The organism is Klebsiella sp. K5-306, from assembly GCF_051835185.1.
GTDB lineage: Bacteria > Pseudomonadota > Gammaproteobacteria > Enterobacterales > Enterobacteriaceae > Klebsiella > Klebsiella oxytoca.
In genome coordinates, this window is the sequence record NZ_JAIFJY010000008.1 from 1 (window position 1) to 12,680 (window position 12,680).

At 50.3% G+C, this 12,680-nt stretch carries 10 protein-coding genes; 4 read left to right on the forward strand and 6 right to left on the reverse strand.

The genetic code is table 11. The annotated features are described in order from the left end of the window. Window positions 1-265: 265 nt before the first annotated feature. The 4 genes from K2184_RS13725 to xseB are packed head-to-tail and all read right to left on the reverse strand — an operon-like array spanning window position 266 to window position 4,323. The gene (locus K2184_RS13725; protein ID WP_163524590.1) at window positions 266-1,240 is read right to left on the reverse strand and encodes an aldo/keto reductase; all 975 of its coding nucleotides are present in this window, start codon (window positions 1,238-1,240) and stop codon (window positions 266-268) included. A gap of 59 nt (window positions 1,241-1,299) precedes the next feature. Next, window positions 1,300-3,162: a 1-deoxy-D-xylulose-5-phosphate synthase gene (gene dxs / locus K2184_RS13730; protein ID WP_016808654.1), complete on the reverse strand. Its 1,863-nt coding sequence runs from the start codon at window positions 3,160-3,162 to the stop codon at window positions 1,300-1,302. Window positions 3,163-3,180: 18 nt separating this feature from the next. Next, window positions 3,181-4,080 carry a (2E,6E)-farnesyl diphosphate synthase gene (ispA, locus tag K2184_RS13735; protein ID WP_004099466.1) on the reverse strand — a complete coding sequence of 300 codons (900 nt, stop codon included), beginning with the start codon at window positions 4,078-4,080 and terminating at the stop codon, window positions 3,181-3,183. Then, window positions 4,081-4,323 carry an exodeoxyribonuclease VII small subunit gene (gene xseB / locus K2184_RS13740; RefSeq protein WP_004099468.1) on the reverse strand — a complete coding sequence of 81 codons (243 nt, stop codon included), beginning with the start codon at window positions 4,321-4,323 and terminating at the stop codon, window positions 4,081-4,083. It abuts the gene before it with no gap. Between the two features lie 198 nt (window positions 4,324-4,521). On the opposite strand from xseB, the gene thiI reads away from it, so the two are divergent. Beyond that, window positions 4,522-5,970, forward strand: coding sequence for a tRNA uracil 4-sulfurtransferase ThiI (gene thiI, locus K2184_RS13745; protein ID WP_024273832.1), 1,449 nt, complete (start codon window positions 4,522-4,524; stop codon window positions 5,968-5,970). Between the two features lie 23 nt (window positions 5,971-5,993). Next, window positions 5,994-6,626, forward strand: coding sequence for a hypothetical protein (locus tag K2184_RS13750; RefSeq protein ID WP_004110984.1), 633 nt, complete (start codon window positions 5,994-5,996; stop codon window positions 6,624-6,626). 29 nt (window positions 6,627-6,655) lie between these two features. On the opposite strand, the gene yajL is transcribed toward K2184_RS13750, so the two are convergent. Together yajL and panE are read right to left on the reverse strand one after the other, a co-directional pair. Next, window positions 6,656-7,249 carry a protein deglycase YajL gene (gene yajL / locus K2184_RS13755; protein WP_163524592.1) on the reverse strand — a complete coding sequence of 198 codons (594 nt, stop codon included), beginning with the start codon at window positions 7,247-7,249 and terminating at the stop codon, window positions 6,656-6,658. After that, window positions 7,212-8,123, reverse strand: a complete 912-nt coding sequence (gene panE / locus K2184_RS13760) for a 2-dehydropantoate 2-reductase (protein WP_004099477.1) — start codon at window positions 8,121-8,123, stop codon at window positions 7,212-7,214. The genes yajL and panE overlap by 38 nt, the downstream gene beginning before the upstream one ends. A 142-nt stretch (window positions 8,124-8,265) precedes the next feature. Here panE and K2184_RS13765 point away from each other — a divergent pair, with 142 nt between their 5' ends. Then, the gene (locus tag K2184_RS13765) at window positions 8,266-8,757 is read left to right on the forward strand and encodes a YajQ family cyclic di-GMP-binding protein (RefSeq protein ID WP_004099480.1); all 492 of its coding nucleotides are present in this window, start codon (window positions 8,266-8,268) and stop codon (window positions 8,755-8,757) included. 1,247 nt (window positions 8,758-10,004) lie between these two features. Then, complete coding sequence (locus K2184_RS13770; protein ID WP_439237759.1) at window positions 10,005-12,662, forward strand: two-partner secretion domain-containing protein; 2,658 nt, start codon at window positions 10,005-10,007, stop codon at window positions 12,660-12,662. The last annotated feature ends 18 nt before the right edge of the window (window positions 12,663-12,680 follow it).

Genomic DNA, 12,680 nt, shown 5'->3' on the forward strand with positions numbered 1-12,680 from the left:
AGATAACATCATGGCCCGGATACGACGGTATCGTAAGAGAGGCCGGATATACGAACGCAACTTACCCCGTTACACAAAATGCAGAGATGGCTTGCATAACGGGAGGTGTCCATATACGGCAAGGCGCTTTGCGCCGCCCCCGGGAGCAAAGCGCAGAGTGGCATAATTTCCCGGAGGCGGTGGTCAACCCGTTGTCCGCAGATATTGGTGAATCTGTAGCCCGGCTAAGCGCAGCGCGAGCCGGGAATCTGGTAGGGACGGCGGGTTACTTGAACCCCACGATCGGGTGAGGTTTATACGGTGCTTCCAGCTTCTCAATCTGCTCTGGCGTCAGCGTTAAATCGACCGCATGCAGCAGTTCATCCAGCTGTTCCTGCCTTGACGCGCCGATAATCGGCGCGGCCACGCCGGGCTTGCTCAATAGCCAGGCCAGCGCGACCTGAGCGCGCTCGGCATCAAGCTCTTCCGCGACCTCCGCAAGGTTTGCGGCAATCTGCTCGTCATTCTCATCCATGGCATTATAGAGCGACTTACCGAATTCATCCGATACCAGGCGGGCGGTGGTTTCTCCCCAGGGACGCGTCAGACGACCGCGCGCAAGCGGGCTCCAGGGCATTACCGCGACCCCTGCGCGGCTGCACAGCGGTAACATCTCATTCTCTTCTTCACGGTAAATCAAATTGTAATGATCCTGCATGGTGACGAAGCGAGCCCAGTTATTTTGCTCCTGCAATGCCAGCGCCTGCGCGAACTGGCGCGCATGCATCGACGATGCGCCGATATAGCGGGCTTTACCCGCCTTGACGACGTCGTTGAGCGCCTCGAGGGTTTCTTCAATGGGCGTGGTGTAATCCCAGCGATGGATCTGCAGCAGGTCGACATACTCCATGCCGAGACGGCGCAGGCTGTCGTCAATAGATCGCAGGATCTGCGCCCGCGACAGTCCCTGCGGCAGATCGCCCACCTGATGATAAACCTTGGTCGCGACAATCACGGAATCGCGTCGGGTATATTCGCGCAGCGCGCGGCCGAGGATCTCTTCGCTGCTGCCGTCAGAGTAATTATTAGAGGTGTCGAAAAAGTTAATCCCGCCTTCGAGGGCGTATTTAATGAGCGGGCGGCTGCTCTCTTCCGGTAAGGTCCATGCATGGTTGCCGCGGTCCGGTTCGCCGAAGGTCATACAGCCAAGGCAGAGCCGGGAAACGCGGAGATCGGTATCGCCAAGAGGGATATAGTGCATAGTGCGCTCCTGCTACGGATAAAAGTATCCCTTAAGCATAGCAGGAGCGGTGACGGCAATTATGCTAGCCAGGCGTGGATTTTGGCTTCAATTCCTGCGGCGTCGAGGCCGAGATCGGCATACGCTTCTTCCTGGGTTCCCTGCGGGATGAAGAAATCAGGCAGGCCGAGATTCAGCACCGGCACCGCGCGACGGCGAGACATCAGCAGCTCATTCACGCCGCTGCCCGCGCCGCCCATAATGGCATTCTCTTCCAGCGTAACCAGCACCTCGTGTTCTGCGGCCAGCTGTAGCACCAGCGCTTCATCCAGCGGTTTGGCAAAGCGCATATCCACCAGAGTGGCGTTAAGCTTCTCCGCGACTTTGGCGGCCTGTGGCAGCAGCGTGCCGAAGTTAAGGATGGCGATCTTCTCGCCTTCGCGTTTCACCACGCCTTTACCGATAGGCAGCGATGCCAGCGGTTCAAAGGCAGCACCGGTACCGGAGCCACGCGGATAGCGCACTGCGCTCGGGCCGTCGTTGTAGTGATAGCCGGTATAGAGCATCTGGCGACATTCATTCTCGTCGCTTGGCGTCATGATAACCATATCCGGGATGCAGCGCAGGAAGGAGATATCGAATGCGCCCTGATGGGTCTGACCGTCAGCGCCAACGATTCCTGCGCGGTCGATAGCGAACAGCACCGGCAGCTTCTGGATAGCGACATCGTGGATCACCTGGTCGTAGGCGCGCTGCAGGAAGGTTGAATAAATCGCCACCACCGGCTTATAGCCGCCAATCGCCAGGCCAGCGGCAAAGGTGACCGCATGCTGTTCGGCGATAGCCACGTCGAAATACTGGCTGGGATACTTTTTCGAAAACTCGACCATTCCTGAACCCTCGCGCATCGCGGGGGTAACGGCCATCAGCTTGTCATCCTTTGCGGCGGTTTCGCACAGCCAGTCGCCGAAGATTTTCGAGTAAGTTGGCAGGCCGCCGCTGCTTTTAGGTAGCACGCCGCTGGTGTGATCGAACTTCGGCACCGCGTGGAAGGTAATCGGGTCTTTTTCGGCGGGCTCATAGCCGCGGCCTTTTTTGGTCATGATATGCAGGAACTGCGGACCTTTCAGGTCGCGCATGTTCTTCAACGTGTTAACCAGACCGATAACATCGTGGCCGTCCACCGGCCCAATGTAGTTAAAGCCCAGCTCTTCAAACAGCGTCCCCGGAACCACCATCCCTTTGATATGTTCCTCGGTGCGTTTGAGCAGCTCTTTAATCGGCGGTACGCCAGAGAAGACCTTTTTGCCGCCTTCGCGCAGCGTGGAGTAGAGTTTTCCGGAAAGCAGCTGCGCCAGATGATTGTTTAGCGCGCCGACGTTCTCAGAGATCGACATTTCGTTATCGTTGAGCACTACCAGCAGGTCGGGTTTGATATCACCAGCGTGGTTCATCGCTTCAAACGCCATCCCGGCGGTGATCGCCCCGTCGCCGATCACGCAGACCGCGCGACGCTGCTTATCTTCTTTGGCCGCGGCGATGGCTATGCCGATGCCGGCGGAGATAGAAGTGGACGAGTGGCCGACGCTAAGAACGTCATACTCGCTCTCCCCGCGCCAGGGAAAGGGGTGCAGTCCGCCTTTCTGACGGATAGTCCCGATTTGATCGCGGCGTCCGGTCAGAATTTTATGCGGGTAAGCCTGGTGGCCGACGTCCCAGATAAGGCGATCGAAAGGCGTGTTATAGACGTAGTGCAGCGCCACGGTTAGCTCTACCGTGCCGAGGCCGGAGGCAAAGTGCCCGCTGGAGCGGCTGACGCTGTCCAGCAGGTAGCGCCGCAGTTCGTCGCACAGTTTCGGCAGGCTATCTTTCGGCAACAAACGCAACTCCTGGGTGGAGTCCACCAGCGCCAGGGTCGGGTATTTGGCAATATCAAAACTCATCAGAGACTCATTTATTGTTTATTTATCACGCTGAATTATGTAATTCGCGAGCGCTTCCAGTGCCGTGGTATCCAGAGATTGCGCGGCCAGCTCGTTTAACGACCGGCGGGCGTCGGTAATCAGGTCATGGGCCTTTTTCCGGGCTTGCTCAAGTCCCAGAAGGGCGGGGTAGGTACTTTTGCCCAACTGCTGGTCGGCTCCCTGACGTTTGCCAAGGGTGGCAGTATCCCCTACCACGTCGAGAATGTCATCCTGGACCTGGAAGGCGAGACCGATATTTTCTGCGTATCGATCGAGAGCGGGCAACGCTCTGCGTCCGGCTTCACCTGCGCTCAGTGCGCCCATTCGTACCGCTGCGCGAATCAATGCACCGGTCTTATGGCGATGAATACGCTCCAGCGACGGCAGGTCAACCTGATGACCTTCCGCTTCCAGATCCAGCGCCTGACCGCCGCACATCCCGGCGATGCCGCTGGCCTGCGCCAGTTCAGAAATCATCGCCAGACGATCGCGATCCGGTACTTCTGGCATCGGCGCATCACTCAGTATAGAAAACGCCAGCGTTTGTAGGGCGTCTCCAGCAAGAATTGCGTTCGCCTCACCGAATTTTATATGGCAGGTCGGCTGTCCACGGCGCAAATCATCATCGTCCATTGCCGGAAGATCGTCGTGCATTAGCGAATAGGCATGGATGCATTCGACGGCGGCGGCGGGAGCGTCCAGCGTAGCGCGGCTAACGCCAAACATGTCGCCGGTCGCGTAAACCAGAAACGGGCGCAGGCGCTTGCCGCCCAATAGTGCGCCGTACTGCATGGCTTCGACCAGCGGAGTGTTCTGAAAGGGCTGCGGAGCGATAAAACGACGCAGCGCTTCGTTAGCCTGCTCAACGCACGACTGTAGCTGTTGCGGAAAATCCATTTATTCAGCGTCCGGCGTAAAAGGCGTCAGCGGCGCATCTTCGCTATCCGCCAGCAAAATTTGCACGCGCTGCTCGGCCTGCTGCAGCTTTGCCTGCCCCTGGCGCGCAAGCTGTATGCCGCGCTCGAATTCGCCGAGCGCTTCTTCTAGCGGCAGCGAGCCGCTTTCCAGACGATTAACAATCTGCTCCAGCTCGCCCAGGGCGGTCTCAAAGCTGGCCGGGGCCTCATTTTTCTTTGGCATAGTGAATATAGACTCTTGTTATGTCTCGATGGCTATCAATATGGTAACGAAGTCGCGCGGTTAATCAAATAACGCGCAATGCCAGGTGAAAAGCGTCCAATAGTGGTATACTCCGCGCCCTGGATGCAGACGCCGATCGCGCCTGTACAACTTTTTATGCTTAAAGCCCCGTCGGGCTTGCCAACGAATATTGTCGCCATGAAGTTTATCATTAAATTGTTCCCGGAAATCACCATCAAAAGCCAATCTGTGCGATTGCGCTTCATTAAAATTTTAACCGGGAACATTCGTAACGTTCTCAAAAACTATGATGAGACGCTTGCCGTCGTTCGTCATTGGGATCATATCGAGGTTCGGGCAAAGGATGAAAACCAGCGCCTGGCTATTCGCGATGCCCTGACCCGTATCCCCGGTATTCACCATATTCTTGAAGTCGAGGACGTTCCTTATACTTCCCTGCACGATATTTTCGAGCAGACGCTGCCGCTGTGGCGTGAAGCGCTGGAAGGTAAAACCTTCTGCGTGCGCGTTAAGCGCCGCGGTAAGCATGAGTTTACCTCAATCGAAGTCGAGCGCTACGTTGGCGGCGGTTTGAACCAACATATTGAAACGGCGCGCGTGAAGTTAACCGACCCCGATGTGACGGTGAACCTCGAGATTGAAAACGATCGCCTGCTGCTGGTTAAAGGGCGCTATGAAGGTATTGGCGGTTTCCCGATCGGCACCCAGGAAGACGTGTTGTCGCTTATTTCCGGCGGTTTCGACTCCGGCGTCTCCAGCTATATGCTGATGCGTCGCGGTTGTCGCGTGCACTACTGCTTCTTTAATCTCGGCGGCGCTGCGCATGAAATCGGCGTACGTCAGGTGGCGCACTACCTGTGGAACCGTTTCGGCAGTTCCCACCGGGTACGTTTCGTGGCGATTAACTTCGAACCCGTGGTTGGCGAGATTCTGGAAAAAGTCGATGATGGCCAGATGGGCGTGGTGCTCAAGCGTATGATGGTTCGCGCGGCGTCAAAAGTCGCCGAGCGCTACGGCGTGCAGGCGCTGGTTACCGGCGAAGCGCTGGGACAGGTCTCCAGCCAGACGCTGACCAACCTGCGTCTGATCGACAACGTCTCGGATACCCTGATTCTGCGTCCGCTGATTTCACACGATAAAGAGCACATTATTAATCTGGCGCGTGAAATCGGTACCGAAGATTTTGCCCGTACCATGCCGGAATACTGCGGGGTTATCTCGAAGAGCCCGACCATTAAAGCGGTAAAGGCGAAGATCGAGGCGGAAGAAGAGCACTTCGATTTCGACATCCTGGAAAGAGTGGTAGCGGAAGCGACGAATATCGATATCCGCGATATTGCTCAGCAGACAGAACAGGACGTGGTGGAAGTGGAAACCGTCAGCGGCTTTGGCCCGAACGACGTAATCCTCGACATTCGTTCTGTCGACGAACAGGATGACAGGCCGTTAAAGGTGGAAGGCGTGGATGTGGTCTCTCTACCGTTCTATAAGCTCAGCACCAAATTTGGCGATCTCGACCAGAATAAAACCTGGCTGCTGTGGTGTGAACGCGGCGTGATGAGCCGCCTGCAGGCGCTGTATCTGCGCGAGCAGGGCTTCCAGAACGTGAAGGTGTATCGCCCATAACAAATTGATAACAAGGATGTTATATGATTCCTGAACAACCCGCAGGCCAGGATGGCGTGCCGTTGACGATTTATATTCCGGGACAGTGTTTGTCGTTTTCCCAATACCAGTGGGGAGCGAGGCTGGCCCGGCTCGCATTGCCAGAACGTCGCCGCCGTTTAGCTCCTGTACCCGCATTTCTTATTAGCACACTTATTATGTGGCTGATTTTTGCCTTTTTTGCGTCATTGAGCGATGGTCATTATCAGTTCAGATTAAGCGCCTGGTCCATTAGCGATGGGGCGGGCGAGTATCTTTTCAGGTTACGCAATTCAAAGGTGATAGCCGTTTTTCTGGGATGCTACATTGTCGGCGTGTTGACCATCCGGCTTCTTTATCGCCGATTTCAGAGATGTTGGTCCCGTCGCTTTTATGACGCCAATGAAGCTATTCGCAGCGGATATTGCCTTCAGCTGTGGGAGGAGGGCGTAAGTTGGATGGATCACTCTAATCAAAATTACCGGGCTTTTCTGGCGTGGAGACACGTTAAGGGGATCGTAAGTCACGGAAAAATGGATTATTTAGATTTAGGGACCTTAGGATTTTTGTGGATCCCCGTTGATTTAGATGCGTATCCGCGAGCGCAGGTATTCAGGTTTATTGAACGTCATATGTGAAGGTAACGGCGGAAATTTCCGCCGTTGGCTCACGCTTCGTAGTAGTTATAAATTCCCGCCGCCATGACCAGCTGTGATGCGACTTCATGGGCTTTTTCACGCCCAACCAGCAGATCAATTATCTTTAAAGCGAAATCAATGGACGTCCCGGGCGCCTGGCTGGTAAGTAGCTTAACGCGAGCATCCCAGACGACGCGCCTGTCCTGCCACTGCCCGGCAGGAATGCGATCTTTCAACCCGGGAAATCCGGTCATATTGCCGATGGGGAACAGATTATGCGGCACCAGTACGGTGGCCGCCGCGGCGCAGATCGCTGCGACGATACGCCCGGAAAGGTGAAACTGACGCACGGTCTCAACCAGCAGAGGGCTGTCGCGGAAGCACTCGGCGCCCTTAATGCCGCCAGGAAGAATGATGATATCGAAGTCGCCATCGGCCACTTCTACCAGTGGCACATCGGCCAGCAGCTTGACGCCGCGCGAGCAGACAATCGTCAGATCGCCATTGCTGGCGACGCTGGCGGTTGTGACCTTTATGCCGCCGCGAACGAGTAAATCTATGGTGGTGACCGCTTCGGTCTCTTCGCTACCAGGGGCGAGGCAAATCAGTGCCGACGCGCTCATATTCATTCTCCTTACGCTTAACCAGTTCAAACAGACGGGTATTTTCAGGTACGGCTATACCGTGGGCTCGAGCACGCTTTAGCAGAAAACCGGTAATATAGTCGATTTCCGTGTGGCGCTGGGCGAGAATATCCTGCAGCATTGAAGAAGTATTTTCTGCCGTACTTTCAATAACCTGATGAACATAGAATAACAGGTTTTCCGGCGAGGTATGCATCCCCTCGCGCTCCATAACCGCCGCAACTTCATAGCAGATGTCAGCGACTTCCTGAGGATATTCGCGTAAGGCGCCGTTCTGGCAGTTCTTCAACGCCGTCAGCGGGTTAATCACGCAGTTTACCGCCAGCTTACTCCAGATTGCGGGGTAGATATTATTATGCCAGGCAACGTCAGGTAGCACGCCCTGGAGCACATCGGCAAGATAACTGTAGTCCTGCGGATAATTTTTCGCCGGACCAATGTGGCTGGTGCCATTGGCAACGTGGACAATGACGTTGCCGTCGCGGCGAGCAGCCTGGGTTGTCGAAGCCATCAGCAGCGGCTGTCTGATGCTTTTAAGCTCATCCACGGTTCCCATACCGTTATGCATGAGCAAAACAGGCGATGATGAGGGCAAAATTGCGCTCAGGTTTTTCACCGCGTTGGAGACCTGCCAGGCTTTCAGCGTGACCAGCAACAGGTCGCTACTGGCGAGAAAATCAGGATCGTTAGCGATAAATGATTCATTAAACACGCTACCGTCGGTATCAATGACATTGACGCTACAGAATGGCTGGGGGACGCGTAACCAGCCCTGGACTTCATGCCCGTGTTTGTACAGCGCAGTTAGCCATAACTGTCCCAGTGCACCGCATCCGAGTACGGTTACTTTCATTATTCCTCCTCACCTGTGAGTGCTGCATCAGGTGCTCATGGCTAAAGTATAGCGTTATCAGTTATCCTTTCGGGATAACAAGTTGAGTTATGTCGCGTTGCAGGTATTATGCAACGCAAAAGAAACTGAAGGAGAGGAAAAGATGCCATCTTTCGATATTGTCTCTGAAGTTGATCTTCAGGAAGTTCGAAACGCCGTAGAGAACGCGACCCGTGAAGTTGAATCGCGTTTTGATTTTCGTAACGTCGAAGCGAGCTTTGAACTGAACGAAAAGAACGAGTCTATCAAGGTCCTCAGTGAATCTGATTTCCAGATTAATCAACTGCTGGATATTCTGCGCGCCAAGCTGCTTAAACGCGGAATTGAAGGCAGTTCTATTGAAGTTCCGGATGAGTTCGTACATAGCGGTAAGACCTGGTTTGTCGATGCAAAGCTGAAGCAGGGGATTGAGAGCGCGACGCAGAAGAAAATCGTTAAGCTTATCAAGGACAGTAAGCTGAAGGTGCAAGCGCAGATCCAGGGTGAAGAAATTCGCGTTACTGGAAAATCTCGTGACGATCTGCAGGCGGTTATGGCGCTGGTACGCGGCGGTGATTTAGGTCAGCCGTTCCAGTTCAAAAATTTCCGCGATTAGTCAGCATGTTCAGATAGTACGCGCTTATCCGGCCCATTAGATCGGTCGGATAAGCCGTCGCTCATTTTGACTCACGTTCTGAATCATGACTTTTAAATGTGAAATAAATGAGTTCAACTACACAATAATATTCCCTTTAGTTAATCAATCTCCTCTCAGCCTCGCAACAGCGGCTTGCTCTCAGACATTAAACCCGCATATCGATTATGACTGGTAAGCGGTATAGCACGCCAGTTGCATAATAGTGGCGATAGCCGGCAGGGTTATGTCCTTGAGCTTGCATTCAAATATATTTCATGTTTTGCCATGCTAACTCCTTAATAGACTATTCATTGACTTATTAGCGTTTTTACCCATCAAAGAGTTGGTTGAATTATTCGACTTTCACTATGCTGCCGCCATATAAAATTTGTACGGTCGAGGAATATGGAGATGTTTTTATTCATCGTGCTTATTATTTACCTGCTTGGTATTTTTATAATTTAATGTTCAATAACACATCGCATAAGGTATCAGAAATTGATGAAAATAAAATTAAAGCGATTTCAGATAGGTAACACTAACATCCGGATGTTTACCAGAACCCTCACTTTATTAATATTGTGAAATGAGTTTTCGAACGAATAGCGCCTGGCCGAATGGTGTGTTTATCTGAGGTTGCTGCTAAAATCCAATAAAATCAGATTATTGAAGCCCGGCTTTGAGCGGTGTTATTCTTTTTGATTTCGCATGAAACAATAGTAAACACAAAGTTGAGGATATTAGAAATCTTCCGATTTAAATTAAAAACAATATTCGTTCTTGATCTTCATCATGAAGGTCTGGAAGTTGATATAACGGGTAATAATTCACTTTTGTTTATGAAACTATTCGAGGAAAGTATAGCGAAGTCAGTTAAGTGTTGTATGAAAGCTGTGGCCGGCAGGGATAATATCAGCGGCCTAAACCATAAGGTGCAGAACAGAGATAAGCTTACGCGGATGCAACCTCTGCAGAGGGTAAAATTCGTAAATTAAAAATATAATTGACTAAATATTTTGCTTAAAAATACTAAAGTTTATGCTTCATATATTTCATAAATCATATTGGTTGCTGTATACAAGATGTTGATGAATTGGATGTGATTTACACACAAGGATCGGTGCACTAATTAGTGTGCTAAAAATGGCCTGATGTGAATGATGATGCTTGCACATTGTGTAATTCCATTAGGCTGTGCTCTATCAATACTATCTGAAAAGGTTTATATGAAACATTACGCGAATAAAAAAAGAATGCTAAAATTAAATCCTGTTGCTGCTTCAATATTACTGCTTTTACCGGTAATGGCCCAGGCTGATATCTCAATCATTAATGGGAACGTCACGTCAGCAAACGGTGTTCCTGTTGTGAATATTAAAGAAGCAAATAGCAAAGGACTCTCACATAACGTTTACGAAACACTAAACGTGGGCAAAGAAGGGGTGATTTTCAATAACTCCGCCAGCGCCGTGCAAACGACTCTGGCCGGGCAGATTGAAGGTAATGCTAATCTCGCGGGTGGAACCGCGAAAGTTATTCTGAATGAAGTAACTTCAAAAAATGCAAGTACCATCAACGGGATGATGGAAGTGGCCGGCGACTCTGCTCATCTGATCATTGCTAACCCAAATGGGATTACCACCCAAGGGGGTGGTTTCATCAATGCGGAAAAAGGGACGCTGACGACCGGTACGCCAAATGTAAAAGATGGTGCATTAACCGGTTATACCGTGAAGGGCGGCAATATTACTGTTGGTAACTTCCAAAGTGAATCACCCACAGAAATTTTAGCCCGCAGCGTCAAAGTGAACGGAAGTCTAAGAGTTGATGAGCTATCAGTCACCGCAGGCAACAACGTTTTCGATGTCGATGGTTCTATCACCGGCACAGTGGAGGCCATCGATAAAGCTGCTTCCTATGGCGTGGATGTCTCTAAACTCGGCGGTATGTATGCCAACCGCATTAATTTGATTAGCACTGAAGGCGGCGTTGGGGTACGTAACGAAGGGACTATTGCCGGCGGTGCCAGTGGCCTTAATATCACTAGCAACGGTAAGCTAATAAATAACAGCGCTATGATCCAATCTAGTGGCGACATAGCTGTAAATACCCATGGTGCTCTGGATAATATAAACGGTAAAATTAACAGCGGTAGAAGTATTACAATTGATACTGCCAAAAGCAGCATCAATAATACCACTGGGGGAAATATTTCTGCTGCATCAGATATTAACATTCTAAGCGGTGCACTGGATAATGCCAATGGTAAGATTGCATCTGGAGGAATGTTAACGGTTAATACCAACAATAATAAGCTGAACAACTCCGGAAGAAGCAAAAACGCTGGTATCGAAGCGGCAATAGTACTTATCGAGAGCGGAGAACTCAGCAATAGTAATGGTCAAATACATGGCAATTATATTAATCTAAAGAATAGCTCTATGGCTAATAACTCTGGCGTTATTGATGCCGATGGAAACGTAGAGATTAATAGTGCTGGTAATATAGAAAATATAACTGGCTTGATTCGCTCCAGTGCAGCTAATGTGAAAATAACAACTACTAAAGCTGTTAAAAATAACAATAATAAATCACTCGATCCGGCCGGTGCGGAAGCCAAAGGTATAATTTCTGGAAGCGGAACAGACATCTCGGCAGATTATGTCTTTAATAATGCTGGAACAATTGCCTCAGCCGGTGATATTAAATTAAAGACCACTAGAGATATCGATAACTACCAGGGGAAAATTGAAAGTAGTCAGAATATTTCAATCGAAGGTCGTGAGCTGCGGACCAGCCAGGCAGGAATCAATGGTATAAAAGGTGTTAATATCGAGCTTAGCGACAAATTTGATAGCCGTCTTGCTATGGTAACGTCTACCGAGGGTGACGTATCGATTAAAGCTAACAAAATTATTAATGACAGCTCGTTGATTCTCGCCAAAAATATCAACGTTGAATCAGGCTCATATCTGGACAGCAAGTATTCAATGATGTTCTCCCGTGAAAACCTGACGTTAAAGGCGGAAGGCGACATTAATGTTAGTTCTAGTAACATGTTTGGAGCTTATGCAGGACAATATTTCGGTTACATCAACCAGGAAGGCGGTGTAATCGCCGGTAAGAATCTGAATATTACCGCAAAAAATGTCAACAATACTTCTGGACGTATTATCTCTCAGTCGGGAGATGCTAACATTAACCTTTCTGGTAACCTGACAAACAACAAAGGGCAGGTGGTTGCTAATTCTGGCGACATGAACATCGCTGCCAAACATGTTGCTGCAGATTATTCAACTATTTACAGTGCAGGCAACATGAATATTAATGTTGACTCGCTGTCTTTAGAAGGTAGCGGTTCTATCGCTAAAAATACCGCAACTGGTATTATTTCCTCAGATAGGGATATTTTCATAAATGTTAATGGTGATTATTTCAATAATGGCTGGATTAGTGGCAAGGGGGATGTGACTGTAAAAAGCACCGGCTATTTAAGAAATTCTCATACCATTAATGCTGACGGGAATCTTAACGTTAGTGGATATACTATAGCTAACAATAAAGATATCGTTTCTGGCAAGGCATTGACAATTACTACCAATACTGACTTGACCAACAATGCTAATGGTAATATCACTGGGTATACGACCAGGGTCGATGCTAATAATGTCTCTAATATGGGTAACCTGGTTGCTTCATCCCAACTCAATTTGAATGTGGCAAATAATATCTATAACTATTTGAATATCTATACCGAAGGAAAAGCCGTAATCAATGCCAAAAAAGTTATCAATACTGGCTTTTGGGCTGTCTTTGGTGGGGCTCAAGGACTTCAGACAGCTGCAAATATAACAAATATATTTGGTACTGTGGTTGGTAAATAGATAGAACGCTAAATATAA